Genomic DNA, 17,794 nt, shown 5'->3' with positions numbered 1-17,794 from the left:
AAGCGTGAGTATTCAATCGGTAGCCTCTGCTGAGGCCCGGCCACCTGGCTAGAGGCAGGCGGATGCCGGGACAGGAATGGTGGAGTGACGGTGCGCCGCTGCACTGTGCGAACTGTGCGGGGCGCGCAGGACTATGGCAGTCATCAAATCCACCTCCTCGGCATCCAGGCCGGCTGTTGATCGGCCGGCAACGACCTCCAGCGTACTCAGGCCCGCCGGATGTGGCTACCCTTTCAGGAATCCTGTGCGGCGAGCTTTCCATCCAGCGGGCGTTCCCGCTCCAAGCGGAGGGCCACATCCACCAGCGACACCCGGTTGAGCTTGCCCACATCCTCAAGGGGGATCCAAGCAGCATGGGTGGTGCTGCCGTCCACCTCGTGCGTCAATTCCCCGGCAGTGATGGAGGCTTCATAGACCAGCCGCAGCGCCTGGAAGTCACGGGTTGTTCCGTCCGGCTGGGCTTCCCTGGGCCAATGGCCCACATCGATGCCGAGCATTCCGTGGATCCGCGCCTCGTAGCCTGTTTCCTCCAGGACCTCGCGGCGGCAGCCATCCACGGGGTGCTCGGCCAGGTCCAGCCCTCCTCCGGGGAGGGTCCATCCTTCCTTGTCGTCCTGCTTCCAGTACGCCAGGAGGATCTTGCCTTCCTGAATAATGACGGCGTAGGCAGCAGGGCGGGTGTCGAAGTCCAGGCTCATTGAGCCAGCATAGTTCGCTGCCCGGGCCGGGCTACGTAAGATCGGCCGCGCCGATGGGACCAGCTTGTTCCGGCCCGAGGTCCGGTTTCTCCCGAAGCTCGATGACGGCACCCGGGTCGCCGAGTTCCAGCACCCGGATGCTGTTGCGTCCCGACCTCAACAAAGGCGCCGGGGCATAGAGGGTTACCTGCGGTCCCTTTTTCCAGTACCTGCCCAGGAGAAAGCCGTTGAGCCAGACGAAGCCTTTGGTGGATTCCGGGAGCGCAATGTAGGTGTCTGCGGGTTCCTGGGCAGTGAACGCTGCTTCGGGGAGGGCCCACGAGGTCCTCTTCTGCCCATTCGCCCAGGGAAACCGGCGTTTGGGTCCAGTGGAAGGTGTAGCGCTGGTTGATGAGCACGCCACCCAGGATGCCCTTGCCCTGGCCCGTGAACGGTCCGTAGTTGATGCGGCCCAGGTTTTCCACGAGGATTTCCAGCTTTGCCGGGATACCTGTTCCGGTAAGGGTCAGCCCCTCGTCCGCGTTTTGGTCATCCAGGACTCCCACATACGCTCCGTCCACCCAGATGTAGGCACGGTCGTGGAGGCCCATGATCTTGAGGCGGCTCTCCGTAGGAGCATCAGGGCGTCCCGGGAGGATGGCCTCGGCCGCATAAAGGACCATGCCGCCGTCGAGCCCCAGCTGCTCGAAGGTGAGGGGCTTGACGCTGGCAACTGGCGACGCTGCTTCCCTGGCGATGTCCAAAGGACCCCGGCCAGCCGTCAACGGCAGCGACTGCGCCGGGAGGACAGGAGCCGCCGTCAGCAGTCCAGCGGGAAGTTCGGGCAGGTCATCGATGCCCTGTGCGCGGTAGAACTCCCTGCGAAGGGCGTGGAACTTGGGCGTCAACTCACCGTTTTCGGCGATCGGGGCATCGGAGTCGTAGCTCGTGACCGTCGGCTGGAGCATGGTGCCGTCGTGGTTGCTGCCGGATCCGAGGCCAAAGTTGGTTCCACCGTGGGCCATGTACACGCACAAGGACCCACCGGCGTCGAGCATTTTCCGGGCTTCGGCGGCAGCATCGGCGGCATCGCGGCGGTGGTGGTGTTCGCCCCAGTGGTCAAACCACCCACCCCAGAACTCAACGTTGAAGAACGGCTCGCCCGGCCGGCGTCGCTTCCACGTTTCGATGGCCTCGTCACCGCGGCTCCCGAGCGTCGCCGTCGCCCAGGTGCCCTCAACCGAACCGCCATCAAGGAAATAGTCTGTTCCGCCGTCGGCCGTGAACAGCAGCTCAGTGATCCCGCCGTCCTCGAGCACGCGGCGGTTCCAGCGGATGTACTCGTGGTCATCGCCGTAGCTGCCGTATTCGTTCTCGATCTGGACTGCAACCACGGGGCCGCCCGCGGAGGCCTGGCGGGAGGCAATGATGGGCAGCAGGTGGCCGAACCACTCCTCTATGGCCCCAGTAAACGCAGGATCCAGGCATCGCAGGCCAATACCCGGAATGCCAGTGAGCCAGGCGGGGAAGCCACCGTTGTCCCACTCGGCGCAGATGTACGGCCCGGGCCGGACGATGACCTCCAGGCCTTCCTCGGAGGCAGTGTCAATGAAGCGTCCCAGGTCCCGCCAACCGGTGAAGTCCGGAGCTTGCCCGCGCGTAGGCTGGTGGAAGTTCCACGCCACGTAGGTGTCCACCGTATTGGCGCCCATCGCCTTGAGCCGACGCAGCCGGTCACGCCAGAGATCCGGGTGCACGCGGAAGTAGTGGATGGCTCCAGCGAGGATGCGGTACGGTTCACCCGAACGGTAGAGGACGGCGTCACGGTAGCTCAGAAGGGCGTTGTTCACACGGAACAGATTAGCTCAATTTCCAACATTTATGCACAGGTGATGACACATGACCAATCTGGATACTGCTCCCGCAGAGCAGGTATGCCCCGCCGCTCCTGAAAGCCAGGGGCCGTGCGTCCAGTTATGGCCTGAGCGTGAGGTTCCCTTGGGCGGCGTTCGCGCCATGAACGTCTACCGCACCCTGCCGCAACGCGGGTTGCCCACGGTGGGCGCCTGGTGTTTCCTGGACAGCTTCGGCCCGGACCGGGTTGCCATGAGCGTGCTCCCCCATCCGCACTGCGGCCTGCAGACGGTCACGTGGCCGCTGGAAGGAGCCGTGCGGCACCGCGACAGCGTGGGAAGCGACGTGGTGGTCCAACCCGGGGAACTCAACATCATGACGGCCGGCCGCGGCATCTCCCACTCGGAGTTCTCCGTCCTCCCGGAGCCCGTCGGTTCGCCGGAAGACGTCCCGGTCTCCCGCGGACTGCAGTTGTGGGTTGCCCTTCCCGACGCCCACCGGCACCGCGAACCAACCTTCGAACAGCACCGCGAACTTCCCGTCGCCGTAGGCGAGGGCTACACCGCCACAGTGATGGTGGGCGAGTTCGCCGGCCAGCGCTCCCCCGCCACCATGTTCAGCCCGATCGTCGGCGCGGACATCACCGGCACGGGAACGCTTGGGCTCCCGCTGCGCGCGGACTTTGAGCATGCCGTCCTGGTGTTGGACGGGCAGCTGGTCATCGACGGAGAAACCGTTGCACCCGGTCCGCTCGCCTACCTGGGTGCGGGCAGGCACTCGTTGACGGTCGACGCCACCCCGGACACCCGGTTCATGCTCCTGGGCGGAGAACCGTTCGGCGAAGACCTGCTGATGTGGTGGAACTTCGTGGGACGCACCCACGAGGAAGTGGAACAGGCGCGCCAGGAGTGGGAGGCCGAGGGATTGCTCGACGACGACGCTGCCGCCACCGCCCGCTTCGGCCTGGTCCACGGCCACGGACCGGATGCGGGAGCCGAGGCCGGCCGCATACCGGCGCCGCCACTTCCGGGGGTCAAGCTACGCCCGCGGACCAGAGGCTGAGCCGACCCGCGGCTGACGAGCCGCGGCCGAGCCGACGCGTGGCTGACGCGCTGCGGCCCTGCCCCGGTCAGGCGCGCTGTTCGGCCACGAGCCGGGGAACACCGAAAACCGGGTCCTGCTGCAGGATCCGCACGTCGGCTATCCCCGCCTCGGCGAGCCTTCCCCTGAAAGCTTCCTGAAGCCGGACCACGTTCATGCCCAGGCCGCTGCCAAGGATCACGGGCCCATCGATGCCCAACTGCCGCACGGCCTGGGCGGCGAGGTCGGCAAGATCCCTGCCCGCCTGGTTCACCAGGGACACGGACGTCTCGTCACCGGACTCCGCGGCTTCCACCACCAAACGTGCTTGCTGCGCCCAGAATCGACGGCCTGTCTCTGGGGAATGGAACAGGGCGATGAGCTTGCCGGGTTCGTCCACCCCGCACGACTCCAGCAAGGCCCGGCTCAACACGTCAGGTTCAAGGCCCTGGTTCATGCGGCGGAGGCTGTGGCGGACAGCCTCGCGGCCCAACCAGTAACCGCTGCCTTCGTCGCCCAACAGGTACCCCCAGCCACCGGCGCGGGCTTCCTCGCCGGCCTGGTTCCTGCCCCAGGCAGCCGAACCCGTCCCCGCAATGACCGCTACGCCCGTGCTTGCGCCACCGGCTGCCAGGAGCAGCCTGGAATCGTGGACAACCGTGATGCGGGCGCCCGGTACGTGCGGGGCGATCAGGTCTGCGAGCGCCTGCGCGTCCTCGTCAGTGTCAATGCCGCCGGAACCGGCGTAGACCTCGGCAACACTGCCGCCGCCGATCTTGGCGAACAGTTCGGCAAGGTTGGCTTTGGCCTGGTCCCGGGTGACGTTCTGGACGTTGGAACTTCCGGCGCTCTCGTCACGAACAGGCGTTCCGTCCTCGAAACGCACGCCGCGCGTTTTGGTGCCGCCGATGTCCAGGCCGATCACTGTTCCGGCCAGGGGTGCCGCGGCTTCGTGCGACGACGGGGAATGCTTGTCCGAGTCAAGATTGTTCACCGTGAAAGACTAGCTTGGAGCGTCCGGAGGAGAAACCGCATGTCCCTGTTCCATACCCCGTTCATTGCAGCACCCATGGCCGGTGGCACCTCCACTGTTGCGTTGGTGAAGGCAGTCCAGGATGGCGGGGGCTTGGGCTTCCTTGCTGCGGGATACAAGAGCATCGAGTCCATGACGGCGGAAATCACCGCCGCCCGCAGTGCGGGCCTGCGTTTCGGAATGAACGTCTTTGTCCCGGATCCTGCCCAGCACCCGCCCGGGGCTGAGGCAAGGGCCCGGCTTGAGGACTATCGGGCGGAGCTCGAGGCCGAGGCGGCCCGTTACGGCATAACCGTACCGCCCCTCCGCCTGGACGATGACGACGTTTGGCACGGCAAGATCGACGCCCTCCTGGCGGATCCCGTGGAATTCGTCAGTTTCGCCTTTGGACTTCCCGGCACGGCAGTGGTCAAGGCCTTGCAAAGAGCCGGAACAACAGTGATTTCCAGCGTCACGAGTGTTGACGAAGCCTTGGCAGCCGCAGAGGAAGGCCCGGACGCCATCGCGGTTCAGCACCACACGGCTGGCGGACACACGGCCGCCTTCCTCACCAGCGGTGGGCCCCGGGCTGAAAGCACGACGGCGGGGCTGCTCGCCCAGGTGCGTGCCGCCGTCGGGCTTCCGCTGATTGCGGCAGGTTCGATCAGTGACGGCGCCGTGCTGCGCGACGTCCTGGCGGCCGGGGCCGACGCTGCCCAGGTGGGTACCGCGTTGGTGCGCACGGACGAGAGCGGAGCCAGGCAGGTGCACAAGGACGCCTTGGGCGATCCGGTCTTCACCGAGACAGCCATGACCCGCGCGTTTACCGGACGCTGGGCCCGCTCCCTGGTCAACCATTTTGTCACTGATCACCAGAATGCTCCCGAAGGCTACCCTGCCATCCACCATTTGACGGCACCCATCCGGGCCGCTGCGTCCGCCGCGGCAGATCCTCACCGGGTCAATCTGTGGGCGGGTGAGGCATGGCGGTCGGCGCGTACCGGGTCGGCTTCCTCAGTGGTCAAGGAGTTCCTGAACGGGCTCTGACCAGTTCGGCCAACAGCTCCCCGCCCCGGTTGACCACCAGTTCCCTGAAACGCCGCACCGCCTCTGGTTCGAAACTCCGTTCCCTCCAGGCCAAACCGATCTGACGGAAGGCCAGATCGGATTCGATGGGCACCTCCACCAGCCCCAGTTCCGCCTCCGGGAGGAACTGCCCGGTGCCATAGCCGGGTCCGGCGGGAGGCAGGATGCTGTATCCCAAACCGGCCGAAACCAGGCCGCGGACAGTGGTGGACTCCTGCACTTCGAAGGCGATCCGTGGCCGGTAGCCGGCCTCCCGGAGCAGTGCCTCGCCGAGTGCCCGGAGGCCCACGCCCTCGGGAAGGGTGACGTAGGGTTCATGGCGAAGCTGGGAAAGGTGGAGGCTGGTACGTCCTGCCAGGGGGTGCCGGTAATGGAGCACCACCCTCAACGGCTCGCGGTAAAGGGCAAAGGAACGGATGCCTTTGCCTTCCGGAGCGATGGGCGCGGTGAGCGCAAAGTCGGCGTCGCCCCTTGCCAGTTCCTGAAGGCAGTCGTCCCGCGGGCCTTGCCGCAGCTCAAAAACGGTGTTCGGGTGCTGTGCCCGGAACGCGCTGATGAGCAGCGGCAACGTGGCCTCGCCGAACGTGTGCTGGAACGAGACGCCGATCTTGCCTCGCACCACGTCCGACTCGTGCCTGACCCTGTCCAGGCCGGCTTGGAAGTCCTCGAGGGCGGCTTCGATGTAAGGCAAGAGCGTCTTGGCGGCGGGCGTCAGCCGGATTCCCCTGCCGTCGCGGACCAGCAGGTCCATCCCGACGATGGCGCTGGCCCGGGCCACGGCCCGGCTCACCGTGGATTGCGGAACACCAAGGAGTTCGGCGGTCTCCGTCATATGTTCGGTTCGCCCCAACTCGGCCAGGACGGGTAACAGCGGCAGCAGCTGGATCAGTTGCTGGTGGTCCGGCTCCATGGTTCTCTCCAGCGTCATTGATGCGAAATTGCATGAGTTATCAGCAAATCATGCATTGGAACGCGCAGTTGCACCAAGCCTAATCTGGCCGGGTGACCAATACAGCAGCAGCTTCGCCCCACACCTGGGACGGACACGCCAAAGGATCCAACGGCTATCGTCGGGTCCTTGCCGCCTTGGCCCTGGCCGGAGTGGCTACGTTTGCCCAGCTCTACTCCACCCAGGCAGTCCTTCCCCTCATGGCGGCAGACCTGCATATCTCAGCCGCCGATGCTGCCCTCAGCATCTCCCTTGCCACCATCGGCCTCGCGGTCACCGTGCTGCCCTGGTCCTTCGTCGCGGACCGGATTGGGCGGGTCCGCGCCATGGCCTTCGGTATCGGGGCCGCTACGGTCCTGGGCCTGCTGGTTCCGCTGGCACCCACCGTTCCGGTACTGCTGGGCCTGCGTGCCCTGGAAGGCATGGCACTTGGCGGAATTCCGGCCATCGCCATCGCCTACCTCAATGAGGAAGTCACCAAAATCCACACTGCGCTGGCTGCAGGCAGCTACGTGGCCGGCACTACGTTGGGCGGCCTGGCCGGGCGCCTCGTAGCCGGACCTGTTGGCGAGGCGTGGGGATGGCGGGCCGCCGCGCTGGCCGTTTCGGTGCTCGCCACAGTGTCCGCCATCCTGTTCCTGGTCCTCGTCCCCAAGCAGCGCAGATTCAGGCCGGCCCCGGTCCAAGGCTTCAAGGGCGCCCTGCGGACCCTTCGCGGTCATGCCCTCAATCCGCGGCTCTTCTCCCTTTATCTGCAGGCGTTCCTGCTCATGGGAGGATTCGTGGCCGTGTACAACTACCTCGGCTTCAGGCTCCACGCCGAGCCGTTCGGCCTGCCCGCCACCTTGGTGAGCCTGATCTTCCTGGCGTACCTGTCCGGGACAGTGAGCTCGCGCTGGGCGGCCGGACTGACCACCCGCTTTGGACGGCGGAACGTCCTCCTCGCCGGAATCGCCATCATGTCCGCGGGACTTGCATTCACCCTCCTGGACAACCTCGCTGCCACGCTGGCGGGCCTGGTGGTCTTCACCGGCGGATTCTTCGCAGCGCACAGTGTCGGATCGGGGTGGACAGGTGCCATCGCCACTACGGGGCGGGCCCAGGCGGCTTCGCTGTACAACCTGTCCTACTACCTGGGCTCCAGCGTGATCGGCTGGGCGGGCGGACTCGCCTTCCAGGCCTACGGTTGGACTGCCCTGGCACTGGGCGTCATCGCCTTGGGACTTACGACGGCGGCAGTCACCGCCGCAATCCATGGCAGGTCCGGCGCAACAGGCTGAGAACCGCCACCCACCACCTACAATCGGAGGCATGGCACAGGTCACAAGGCCCCGGGAACTTTCCTCACCCGAAAGATTGCAGGCGTTTACGGATGCCGTGGTGGCCATCGCACTGACGTTGCTGATCCTGCCGCTCATGGAGAGCGTTGGCGACCTTGCCGATGAGGAAGGCACCACGGCCGCATGGTTTGAGCATGAACGCTATTTGCTGCTCGGCTTCGCGTTGAGCTTCCTCCTCATCGCCGTGTTCTGGGTGCACCACCACCGGCTGTTCCGGAGCGTCCGCCGGATCGATTCCGGTTTGCTGTGGTGGACCGTGGCGTGGATGTTCACCATCGTGTGCATGCCCGTGGCAACCGCCCTGTCAACGCAAATGCGCGCCGATTGGGCCCAGCCCTTGGTGTACATCGGCACCCTCCTGGCTACCAGCCTGACGCTGCTCGGGGCACGGCTCTACCTCCGCCACCACCCGGACCTGCACACGTTGGACGACGTCGAGGCCGCTTCCGGCCTACGGGCGGGCGCAATTGTCTCCGCCCTCTTCCTGGTTGCGCTCGTGGTAGCCCTGATCGCCCCGGACCTCGGCAACCTTCCCCTGGTCCTGATGGTGCTGAGCGAACCCCTCCAGCGGCTCTCCAACAGGAGCGCCCGGAAGGTGAAGGCAGCCTAGATCGCAGGGAATTCACCGTTATGATGGGTGGACGGCAATTTCAGGAGGATCCGTGAGCACCACCCCGAAGAATGTTCGATCCACATCGGGCAATGCAGAGCCACTGGATGCCATCGACGAACGGATCCTCGCAGCGCTGGTGGACGACGCCCGGATCTCCAACAAACAACTCGCCGAACTGGTGGGCATTGCTCCTTCCACAGCCCTCATGCGCACCAGGGCACTCTCCGAGCGCGGCATCATTGAGGGCTTCGAAGCCGTGTTGAGCCTGCCCGCGATTGGCCGCTCAGTACAGGCCCTGATCGCCGTCCGCCTGCGCGCCCACGACCGCGACCAGATCGACCGTTTCACGGCCCGTGTCCCCAAGTTGCCGGCCGTGATTTCCACGTTCCACACCACAGGTTCCGTCGACTATCTGCTGCACATCGCCGTCGCCAATACGGACGACCTCCGCAACTGGCTCCTGGACAACCTGGCCACGGACCCAGTGGTGGGCCACACGGAAACCACCATGGTGTTCCAGCACATCCCGGGGAACCGGGGACCGCTTCCCGAGTAGCAACGGAACCGCTCAGGCGCGCGCTGCCCGCATCGCCACGCCCGCGAGCGCCAGCGCTGCCACTCCGCACAAGACAGTGAAACCCACGACGGCGGCCTGTAGCCCCACCGCCGCAACGGCAAGTCCCAGCCCCATCACCGGGACGGCGCTTCCCAGGTACATGATGACGTAGACCGTGCTGATGACCTGCGCATGGCGGGCCGCTTCCACTTTCCCTGCAACCTCGTTGAAGACCTCGCGGAAGGCCACACCCTGTCCGGCTCCCGCCGTGATGCTGGCAGCGACCAGCAGCGCCGGGCTGGACCACGCAGCGGCAGCGCCCACCAGGACCACTGATACGCCAAGGACGGCCAAGGCAACAGGGACCTGGTACCTTCCGCGGGTGCCCAACAGTTGGCTCAAGGCTGAAGCGCCCAACGTCAAGCCCGCAAGGAGCCCAATCAGCGGCCGGGAATCAGCATGGACCACGGACGCGAAGTAACCAGGTGCCAACGACAGGCAGAACCCAAAGACCGCAAAGCTCAGGAAGCCAACAGCCGAGGCCATCCAGAAGGCACCGCGTGCACTCCGTGAAACCGCCGGACGCCGCGGGGCGAGCACTTTGAACGCCGGCTTTCCCGCAGCCGGCGCAATAGCGGGCCGGGCCTTCAGGAGCCACAGCGGCACCAGCGCCGCCAGGAGGATTCCGGCGTGGACATAATACGGGGTACGCGTGGGGTCCGGGAGGAGGGATAGCAAGCCGCCGATCACAGGACCCGCAGCGACGCCTCCAGCGGAGGACAAAAGCGTGAAGCGCGAAGCCCAGTCCGGCCTGTGCGGCAACAGTTCCCGCAACGCGGCAGAGCTTGCACCCGTAGCAAGGCCCACGGCCACGCCTTGGAGGGCACGGCCGGCAGACAACATCAGGAGGCTGTCCGCAGCGGCAAAGACAGCCCCGCCTGCCAAGCCCACCAGGACAGCCAGGACCAGGGCGGCCCGACGGCCGATGTGGTCCGACCAATGGCCGGCCAGGACCAGGACAGCCACCAGGGCGAGGACGTAACTGGAAAAGGCCACGGTGACATCCAGCGATGACAAACCCAAGCGGGCCTGCAGCAAGGGATACAACGGCGTTGCGAGGTTGGCACCAACCAGCAACGAGAAGATCACTACGCCCGCGAGGACCAGCCGCGCAGTGGTACTGGCATCCCATCCCCATCGCCCGGCGGTGGCCGGACGCATGCGGAGTTCACTCAAGACAGTCATTTCCGTGCCTTCGATCAAGTGCCGTGCCGGCGGGTCCTTGTGGGACAGCTGGCGAGGCATGTATTGGTGGCAACAGAATGGCCTATTACTGAGCGCAACGCATCGAATCCATGACAGGATTGAGCGAAATATGCAAAGATGCCTCGCCTAAATGAGCCGGAGTGACCATATGAACAGTCTTGACCCGCTGGACCTGAAAATCCTGCTCGAACTCATCAGGGACCCTCGGGTCCAGATCGCCGAACTCAGTGATTCGCTGGGCATCGCCAGGAACACTGCGCAAAGCCGAGTCAAGCGCCTTCTGCGTTCAGGGGTCCTGCAGGCCGCCGGCCGGGAAGTCGACTTGGAGAAGGTGGGCTACGACGTGGTGGCCTTCGTGACCATCGAGGTCACCCACCGCGAGCTCGACGGCGTTATCGGCGCACTCCGCCTGATCCCCCAGGTCCTGGAAGTGCACGAGATCTCCGGTCGCGGCGATCTGTGGTGCCGCGTCGTGGCTACGGACACCCACAATCTCCAGTCGGCCCTACGCTCGGTGCTCAAGACCAAGGGCGTGATCCGGACCGAGACGGTGCTTGCCCTCCATACGCATATCCCCTACCGGACCGAGCCATTGATCAGCCGGATGACGGCCACGTCAACACGCAGCAAGCAGGAGCACTCCAACCCCCTTCCAGGGTCCTAGGATTTTTAGCATGGATTGGCTTTCACACATTTCACAGATCAACTGGCTGGCCGTGCTGCTGGCATTCGTTTCCAGCATGGTTGTGGGGTTCGTCTGGTACATGCCATCCGTCCTGGGCAAGCGATGGATGCAGGCCATCGGCAAGACAGAAGAAGACCTCAAGAACATTGACGGCGGCGTGGGCATCTGGGTCCCCATGATGCTTGCCTCCGCCCTGACCAGCATCCTCCTCGCAGTCCTGATCAGTGCACTGGACCTCAACACCTTCTGGGCGGGCGCCTTCTTCGGCATCATCATTGCCTTGGTCTTCCGGGCCGGCGGCCACGTGATCCACAACGGCTTCGCCGGCCGGCCCACGGCAGTCACAGTGATCGACTCTGGCCACGACGTAGTGGCACTCGCAATCGCGGGCGCCATCATCGGAGCCATACAGTAGCCTTCTGCCCGTGACCATCATCGATAACGCCGTCTACGTAGACGGCGTACGCACCGCCACTCCGGAGAGCCTGGAGCAAACATTCGAGACACTTGCCAGGCACGGAGGCATGGCCTGGATTGGGTTGTACCGGCCCACGCAAGAGGAAATGGCAGGCGTCGCCGCGGAGTTCGGCCTCCACGAACTCGCCGTCGAAGACGCTGTCTCCGCCCACCAGCGGCCCAAGCTGGAACGGTACGACAACAACCTCTTCACCGTCCTGCGGCCCGCGAGGTACCTGGACGAAACCGAAACCGTGGAGTTCGGCGAACTCCACGTCTTCACCGGCCCCAATTTCGTGGTCACCATCCGCCACGCGGAAACAGCGGGCGTAGCGCGGGTCCGGCACCGGTTGGAAGACCGCCCGGACCTCCTGCGCCACGGTCCCGAGGCCGTGCTCTACGCGCTCCTCGACCAGGTGGTGGACGACTACGCTCCCGTCGTGGCCGGCCTGGAAAACGACATCGACGAGATCGAGGACCAGCTCTTCAGCGGAGACTCCACGGTCTCCCGACGGATCTACGAACTCGCCCGCGAAGTGATCCAGTTCCAGCGCGCCATCCATCCCCTGCCGGAGATGATGACCCTGCTCGAAAAGGGCTTTGAAAAGTACGGTGTGGATATTGAGCTCCAACGCTCCCTGCGAGACGTCGAGGACCACGTCAAGCACGTGATATCCCGGGCCAACTCCTTCCGCGACCTCCTTCAGAACGCCCTCACGCTGGACGGCACCCTCACCGCCAACCGCCAAAACGAGGCGAGCGCAGCGCAGAACGAGCAAGTCAAGAAGATCTCCTCCTGGGCTGCAATCTTCTTCGCCCCGTCGTTTGTGGCCGGGGTCTACGGCATGAACTTCGACTACATGCCCGAATTGCACTGGGTGGTCGGCTACCCGATGGCGGTGGGCCTCATGGTGGGCGCGGCACTCATGATGTACGTGATCTTCAAAAGGAAGGGATGGCTTTGACGCCACCCCTTCCAGGGGCCTGGCAGCGCCAAAGGCCCAAGGCAGTCAGCGCTGCCCTGCTGGCAGCAATAGAGCACGACGCCGGACGCTCTGGTTTCGCGCTCGAGCCGAGCCAGCGGGCAGCAGCTGAGCGATTGGCGGCTTTCGGCGCATCGGTGACCGGCCGGCGTCGGGCTTTACCCACAACGGTCACGCGGGCCAGGACGCCGCGGAGCATCTACCTTCACGGCTGTTCTTCGACGAGTTCCACGTCCACGATGTTGGAGACGGGATGTTCATGGCTCGTCTGCTGCGCACCGCCGCGCAACGCCACGTGCCCCTGCTGGTTACCTCCAACTACGCCCCTGACGAGTTGCTGCCCAATCCCCTGTGGCATGATCACTTTCTTCCCACCATCGAAGCCGTCAAGGACATGATGGACATCCTGGTGATCAACGGGCCCTCGGATTTCCGGCGGTACCCTGTGGCCGGTTCTTCCCTGGACGCTGCTCCCCCGGCGTTCAGCTCCGGACGGATCATCTGCCCCGGCTCTGCCCATCAACTGGGCCGGCTGGGACTGTTCGTGCCACCGGCCTCGCGGAGCCGGGTCCTCACGCCCACCACCCAGCCGGTGGTGGTGAAGAACGCAGATCCGGACCTCCTCTGGGTCAGCTTCGGGTCCCTGTTCGCTGGCCTGACATCGACGGCGGATTACCTGGCCCTGGCCGATGCCTACAAGGCCTGGGTGATCGACGACGTACCTTCGCCGGCACATGCCGACGCCTCCATGGCGCCCGCCTGGCAAAGGTTCAGCAATGCGGTGGACGTGCTGTACGACCAGGACATCACCCTGTTCCTGGTGGGTGCCGGCCCACTCGACTGGGACGTGGCCGGGACCGACGACGTCCAGCCAGTCGACCTGGCACGGATCGCCAGCAGGCTCTCCCTCCTGGGCCGATCCGCGGCGGACACAGACAACGAAGGGCCCGCCGGAAGCTGACTTCCGACGGACCCGTCCGGCTTTGGTTCGATGTTAGATGGCGCCGCCGGCTGCCGACGGAGCCCCGGCGTCGTGTCCGCCGTCGCCCACGGTCTCTCGGGCAACGTAGTTCTCAATGTCGAACAGGTTCTCGGCTCGTTCGGTGATGTTCAAGAGCGTGGTCATCGAAGCGACTTCCTCAACCTGTTCCTTCAGGAACCACAGCATGAACTGCTCACCCAGGGCATCGCCCTCGGCACGTGCGGCGCGGAACATGTCCTCAATGTTCCGGGTGACTTCCTTCTCCTGCTCCAACGCCAGGGCAATGGGTTCCTTGGCATTGGTGAAGTTGTTGCGGACCGGGGCGATTCCTGGAATCTCGACGTGCACGTTGCGGTCCAGCATGTACTGGACCATCATCATGGCGTGGTTTCGTTCTTCAAGGGACTGGCGATAGAAGTGACGTGCCAACTGGGGCAAGTCTTCGCCGTCGAAGTACACAGCCACGGCGATGTACTGCTGGGAGGCCGCGAACTCATTGGCGACCTGGGCGGACAACAACTCATTGAAAGTCTTCTTAGCCATGGCACCGATCCTACAGTCGCGGATCGACGCCAGCGGGCTGTTCGCTCAGGGCAGTAACCAGGCCAGCCACACACCCAAACCCGCGGCGGCCACGCTCGCCACCAAGGATCCAAGGGCGTTGACGAAGGCGAGGCCAGTGCGTCCGCTTTGCACCAGCCGGATGGTCTCCAAACTGGCGGTGCTGAACGTGGTGTAGCCGCCCAGGAAGCCGGTTCCCAGGATCATTTGCAGTGATTCCGGGGCCTGCCCACGCATTACCAATCCCGCAATGAAGCCCAGCATCAAGGACCCCGATACGTTGATGATCACCGTGGCCCACGGGAGCGCAGTCCGGACCCTCCCCCGGATGAGGCCATCGACGACGAACCTGGACGCTGCGCCGATGCCACCGGCCAGGGCAAGCAGGATCACCGTCACGATGCACCCCCGCCGTTGGAACCGCGCGTTCGCTTGTGGTGCCACGCGCCCAGGGCGATGCCGGCCGTCGTCGCCATTGCCCCTCCCACCAGGCTCAAGCCCACATACCAGGCCGCGCCGCTGGAACAGCCGCCCATGAGCAGGTGCACGGTGTCCAGGGCGAGCGTGCTGTAGGTGGTGTAGGCGCCAAGGAACCCCGTGCCCAAGGCGAGGCGCAGCACACGGCGATGACCGGCGTCGGGCCCCCTCCGCGAGAGTCCTTCCAGTAACGCACCGAGCGCCAACGCACCCGTCAGATTGATAAGCAACGTTGGCAGCGGCCACGCGCCGGGTGCAGGGATCAACAGTCCCAACCCATAGCGGGCGAGGGCACCGAAGACACCGCCGGCAGCCACCAAGCCGATGAAACCCCAGTGGAGGTGCACTGGGCGTTTAGTGGTGTTTGCTGTCATAGCTCGTCAGGAACCCGCGGATCCACCGGAACCACCAGGACCGGACGATCCTGCCGGTGCAGCAACTGCCTCGCAACGGAACCACCGGTCAGTTCGCGGAGCGTCGAGCCCAGTTTGTGTTCCCTGGAGCCGACCACCATCAGGGATGCGCCGATTTCCCCGGCATGCCGGGCCAGTGCGTGGGCCGGTTCGCCGGCCAGTGCCACCAAGGACCAGTCGACGCCGGATCCAGCCAGTTGCGCCCCGATGGAGGCCTCGAGGGACGCAGGGATGAGCCCGGCGTCCCCTTCCACTCCGTCCGGATCGATCGGGGCCATGGGACCGCCCGTTGTGCCATCCAAGGGATAGACCGTAACGTCCACAAACGCACACACCAAGGGCAGTTGTGCGGCAGCAGCGAATGCTGCGGCGTGCTCCACTACGACAGACTGCTGCTTTGGTGCCACGCCTGCAAGCACGGGTCCCGTCATCACGTTCATGGCGTGGAGGCGGCGGGGAGGCGTGTCAGTCACAAGGGCAAGTTTACGACGCGCCATTCCGGTTTCCGGCCTAGCGGCGTCCGGGCTTCAGCACGTAGAGCAGCGGCAGGAGCGAGGCGACCATCAGGAGGTTGCTGAGCACCTGATCGTCAGCGCGGACCAAAGCGCCCGCGATCAGGACGCCGCTGAAGATCAAAGCCCCCACGGCCCGCTGGGCGGTCCTGGCCAGTCGGGCCAGGTGCCGTTCCATCCGAGGATTGGATACTTCCACGGACCCTTCGTCGATCCTGGTGATGAGACCGTCAAGGCGCTTCGGCAAGGACATGGCCACGGCCGCGGTCTCCAGGACTTGGGCAGCGGCGTCCTTCACCACGTTGCCGCGCTCATCCCTGAGCAGGCGGGCCGCGTACGGCTCCACGGAATCCCACAGGTTGAACCTCGCGTCCAAGGAGCTGCACACACCCGAGGTCAGCGACATGGCCCGGATAATGAGCAGGAAGTTCTCGGGCAGCTGGAACGGCAAGGAACGCACCACGTCCCCGAATTCCACCGCGAAATCACGGAATTCCCGCGGGTCCACTTCGCGGAGTTCCGCGAAACCCATGCCGCCAAAACGCGCGAACAGTTGGGTCATGGCCTGTTCCAGTTTGCGGGTGTCCGCCGATGGCACCAGCACTCCGATGTCGCTGATTGCAGCAACGAGGCCCTGGCCATCCCTGGCGGCCGCCGCGATCAGCAACTTCCGGAGCCCACTGCGGGTCTTCGGCGGAACCTGGCCCATCATGCCAAAGTCGATGAACGTCAGCTTCCACGGGTACTCTGCCCCAGGATCAGTGTCCGGGGTGACGAAGATATTGCCGGGATGGGGATCAGCATGGAAGAAGCCGTTGGTGAAGAGCTGCTCGAACATCACCGAGGCAAAGACCGGGGCCACGGCTGCTGGGTCGATCCCGGCAGCCCGGAGCGCCTCCGCATCCGTGATCTTGATGGCCGTGACGTCCTCCAGTGTGAGGACCCGGCGGGACGTTCTTTCCCAGACAATCCCCGGAACGGCCACCCTCCCATCCTCGGCGAACTCCACCGCAAAACGCTCGGCGTTGGCGGCCTCGTTCAGGTAGTCGATTTCTTCGAGGCTGGTCTGTGCGAACTCCTTCACCAGGGCCGGCACGTCTGCCCGCTCCGCAACAATACGGATGCGCTTCAGCCAGCCGCCCACCCTCCGCAAGGCGGCAAGGTCGACGTCGACGATCGCCTGGATGCCCGGGCGCTGAACCTTGAACACCACGTTGCTGAGGCCGGTTTCTTCCCGGTCCGGCGCCAGCAGCGTGGCGCGGTGTGCCTGGCCCAACGAGGCCGCGGCGATGGGCGTTTCATCGATCGACGCGAAAACGGCCTCCAAAGGAGCGCCGAGTTCCGCTTCTGCGAGGTCTTTGATGGCAGGAAAAGGGACGGCCGGAACCTCGTCCTGGAGTCCTTCGAGTTCGGACGTTATCTCGGGTGGGAGCACGTCCAGCCGGGAGGACATGAACTGGCCCACTTTGATCATCAGCCCGCCCAACTCCACGGCGAGGTCATGGAACCGCCGGGCGAAGTGCCGCATTCTCCTGGCGCGGTGCCGGTCCGCAATCCTGCGCAGGCCGAACCTGGGTAGGAGCAGTTCGAACCACCATGTGACGGCCAAATGCCAGGCGGCAAACCGCAGGATGCGGCGGTAGCGGGCACGGGTATCCGCCGGGCGGGCCTCGTAGGCCGTCCGGTCTCCCCGAACCGATGCCACCCGTTTCAGTCCTGGGCGAGTATCGCGTAGATCCGGCGGCGGGCTTCTTCAAGCACGGTCACGGCGTCCTGCACCTGCTTGGGCGTCCCGGTTCGACCCACCTGTGCCGCTGCCTGGGCCAAGTCGATTCCTGCCTTCGGCAGCGATGCGACCCCCCGGGTTTCGCCCTGGGAGTTCCAAAGACCGGAGGTCTCAGCCTGCTCAACGTCCTCCCGGCCCGCTTCGGTCAGGGAGTAGATCTTCCGTCCGTTGGACTCCTCGGCACTGACGAATCCTTCATCCGCCAGAAGCTGGAGTGTCGGGTACACGGAGCCGGCGCTGGGCTTCCAACTGCCTCCGCTCCGCTCCTCGATTTCGCGGATGATCTGGTAGCCGTGCATGGGACGCTCAGCCAGGAGCGTGAGGATGGCGGTGCGCAGCTCGCCGCGCCCTGCCCGCGTCCCACTGCGTTTCTCGAACCGTGACCGGAAGTCCTCCATGGCCTGCCACATGCCGTCGAAACCGTTCCCCATGAAGCCGCCTGCCGGGAATGAATCACGCATTATGCCCACCTCACATCATCGCGAACGATACTGAACGATAGCCCA

20 protein-coding genes and 1 pseudogene are annotated in these 17,794 nt (G+C 65.1%); 9 read left to right on the top strand and 12 right to left on the bottom strand.

Annotated elements, in window-relative coordinates; genetic code table 11:
* Positions 1–233: 233 nt before the first annotated feature.
* The 3 genes and pseudogenes from ACH488_RS02870 to ACH488_RS02860 form a co-directional block, all read right to left on the bottom strand.
* Positions 234–698 (bottom strand): NUDIX hydrolase, encoded by a 465-nt coding sequence (locus ACH488_RS02870; RefSeq protein ID WP_397322138.1) that lies wholly within the window; start codon positions 696–698, stop codon positions 234–236.
* A gap of 31 nt (positions 699–729) precedes the next feature.
* The gene (locus ACH488_RS02865; RefSeq protein ID WP_397322514.1) at positions 730–1,101 is read right to left on the bottom strand and encodes a hypothetical protein; all 372 of its coding nucleotides are present in this window, start codon (positions 1,099–1,101) and stop codon (positions 730–732) included.
* A gap of 7 nt (positions 1,102–1,108) precedes the next feature.
* Positions 1,109–2,434 (bottom strand): annotated as a pseudogene (locus tag ACH488_RS02860) (beta-galactosidase); the annotation flags it as partial.
* 142 nt (positions 2,435–2,576) lie between these two features.
* Here ACH488_RS02860 and ACH488_RS02855 point away from each other — a divergent pair.
* Positions 2,577–3,593 (top strand): pirin family protein, encoded by a 1,017-nt coding sequence (locus ACH488_RS02855; protein ID WP_397322136.1) that lies wholly within the window; start codon positions 2,577–2,579, stop codon positions 3,591–3,593.
* 67 nt (positions 3,594–3,660) lie between these two features.
* On the opposite strand, the gene ACH488_RS02850 is transcribed toward ACH488_RS02855, so the two are convergent.
* Positions 3,661–4,605: an N-acetylglucosamine kinase gene (locus tag ACH488_RS02850; RefSeq protein ID WP_397322134.1), complete on the bottom strand. Its 945-nt coding sequence runs from the start codon at positions 4,603–4,605 to the stop codon at positions 3,661–3,663.
* Between the two features lie 39 nt (positions 4,606–4,644).
* Here ACH488_RS02850 and ACH488_RS02845 point away from each other — a divergent pair, with 39 nt between their 5' ends.
* Positions 4,645–5,670, top strand: a complete 1,026-nt coding sequence (locus ACH488_RS02845; protein WP_397322132.1) for a nitronate monooxygenase — start codon at positions 4,645–4,647, stop codon at positions 5,668–5,670.
* Here the strand turns inward: ACH488_RS02845 and ACH488_RS02840 are convergent.
* The gene (locus ACH488_RS02840; RefSeq protein WP_397322513.1) at positions 5,645–6,619 is read right to left on the bottom strand and encodes a LysR substrate-binding domain-containing protein; all 975 of its coding nucleotides are present in this window, start codon (positions 6,617–6,619) and stop codon (positions 5,645–5,647) included. The two genes, ACH488_RS02845 and ACH488_RS02840, sit on opposite strands and share 26 nt — an antisense overlap.
* A gap of 92 nt (positions 6,620–6,711) precedes the next feature.
* On the opposite strand from ACH488_RS02840, the gene ACH488_RS02835 reads away from it, so the two are divergent.
* From ACH488_RS02835 to ACH488_RS02825, 3 genes are read left to right on the top strand one after another with little or no spacing between them, the layout of a single operon-like run.
* Positions 6,712–7,938 (top strand): MFS transporter, encoded by a 1,227-nt coding sequence (locus ACH488_RS02835; RefSeq protein WP_397322130.1) that lies wholly within the window; start codon positions 6,712–6,714, stop codon positions 7,936–7,938.
* A gap of 31 nt (positions 7,939–7,969) precedes the next feature.
* Complete coding sequence (locus tag ACH488_RS02830) at positions 7,970–8,608, top strand: TMEM175 family protein (RefSeq protein ID WP_397322128.1); 639 nt, start codon at positions 7,970–7,972, stop codon at positions 8,606–8,608.
* A gap of 52 nt (positions 8,609–8,660) precedes the next feature.
* Positions 8,661–9,167 carry an Lrp/AsnC family transcriptional regulator gene (locus ACH488_RS02825; RefSeq protein ID WP_397322126.1) on the top strand — a complete coding sequence of 169 codons (507 nt, stop codon included), beginning with the start codon at positions 8,661–8,663 and terminating at the stop codon, positions 9,165–9,167.
* Between the two features lie 12 nt (positions 9,168–9,179).
* Here ACH488_RS02825 and ACH488_RS02820 read toward each other — a convergent pair whose 3' ends face one another.
* Positions 9,180–10,412: an MFS transporter gene (locus ACH488_RS02820; RefSeq protein ID WP_397322125.1), complete on the bottom strand. Its 1,233-nt coding sequence runs from the start codon at positions 10,410–10,412 to the stop codon at positions 9,180–9,182.
* Between the two features lie 169 nt (positions 10,413–10,581).
* Between ACH488_RS02820 and ACH488_RS02815 the strand changes: the two genes are divergently transcribed.
* From ACH488_RS02815 to zapE, 4 genes are all read left to right on the top strand, one after another.
* The gene (locus ACH488_RS02815; protein ID WP_397322124.1) at positions 10,582–11,097 is read left to right on the top strand and encodes an Lrp/AsnC family transcriptional regulator; all 516 of its coding nucleotides are present in this window, start codon (positions 10,582–10,584) and stop codon (positions 11,095–11,097) included.
* A 10-nt stretch (positions 11,098–11,107) separates the two neighbouring features.
* Entirely contained in the window at positions 11,108–11,533 is a 426-nt protein-coding gene (locus ACH488_RS02810; protein WP_397322122.1) for a DUF1761 domain-containing protein, read from the top strand.
* Between the two features lie 10 nt (positions 11,534–11,543).
* The gene (gene corA / locus ACH488_RS02805; protein WP_397322121.1) at positions 11,544–12,539 is read left to right on the top strand and encodes a magnesium/cobalt transporter CorA; all 996 of its coding nucleotides are present in this window, start codon (positions 11,544–11,546) and stop codon (positions 12,537–12,539) included.
* Positions 12,540–12,816: 277 nt separating this feature from the next.
* Positions 12,817–13,518, top strand: coding sequence for an AFG1/ZapE family ATPase (gene zapE / locus ACH488_RS02800; RefSeq protein WP_397322119.1), 702 nt, complete (start codon positions 12,817–12,819; stop codon positions 13,516–13,518).
* A 33-nt stretch (positions 13,519–13,551) separates the two neighbouring features.
* Here zapE and ACH488_RS02795 read toward each other — a convergent pair whose 3' ends face one another.
* From ACH488_RS02795 to ACH488_RS02770, 6 genes are read right to left on the bottom strand one after another with little or no spacing between them, the layout of a single operon-like run.
* Entirely contained in the window at positions 13,552–14,082 is a 531-nt protein-coding gene (locus ACH488_RS02795; RefSeq protein WP_397322117.1) for a ferritin, read from the bottom strand.
* A 45-nt stretch (positions 14,083–14,127) separates the two neighbouring features.
* On the bottom strand, positions 14,128–14,499 hold the full coding sequence (gene crcB / locus ACH488_RS02790) for a fluoride efflux transporter CrcB (protein WP_397322116.1): 372 nt from the start codon (positions 14,497–14,499) through the stop codon (positions 14,128–14,130).
* Positions 14,496–14,924 carry a fluoride efflux transporter FluC gene (locus tag ACH488_RS02785; protein ID WP_397322114.1) on the bottom strand — a complete coding sequence of 143 codons (429 nt, stop codon included), beginning with the start codon at positions 14,922–14,924 and terminating at the stop codon, positions 14,496–14,498. Before ACH488_RS02785 ends, crcB begins: the two co-directional genes overlap by 4 nt.
* Before the next feature lie 23 nt (positions 14,925–14,947).
* Positions 14,948–15,463, bottom strand: a complete 516-nt coding sequence (locus tag ACH488_RS02780; RefSeq protein ID WP_397322113.1) for a universal stress protein — start codon at positions 15,461–15,463, stop codon at positions 14,948–14,950.
* 37 nt (positions 15,464–15,500) lie between these two features.
* Positions 15,501–17,207, bottom strand: coding sequence for an ABC1 kinase family protein (locus ACH488_RS02775; RefSeq protein WP_397322111.1), 1,707 nt, complete (start codon positions 17,205–17,207; stop codon positions 15,501–15,503).
* A 5-nt stretch (positions 17,208–17,212) separates the two neighbouring features.
* Positions 17,213–17,749, bottom strand: a complete 537-nt coding sequence (locus tag ACH488_RS02770; RefSeq protein WP_397322110.1) for a PadR family transcriptional regulator — start codon at positions 17,747–17,749, stop codon at positions 17,213–17,215.
* Positions 17,750–17,794 lie beyond the last annotated feature (45 nt).

Origin of the sequence: Paenarthrobacter sp. NPDC018779 (genome assembly GCF_044391085.1) — a bacterium.
Classification (GTDB): Bacteria; Actinomycetota; Actinomycetes; order Actinomycetales; family Micrococcaceae; genus Arthrobacter.
The sequence above is the reverse complement of the archived record's forward strand: the minus strand, read 5'-3'. Positions and strand labels throughout refer to the sequence as shown.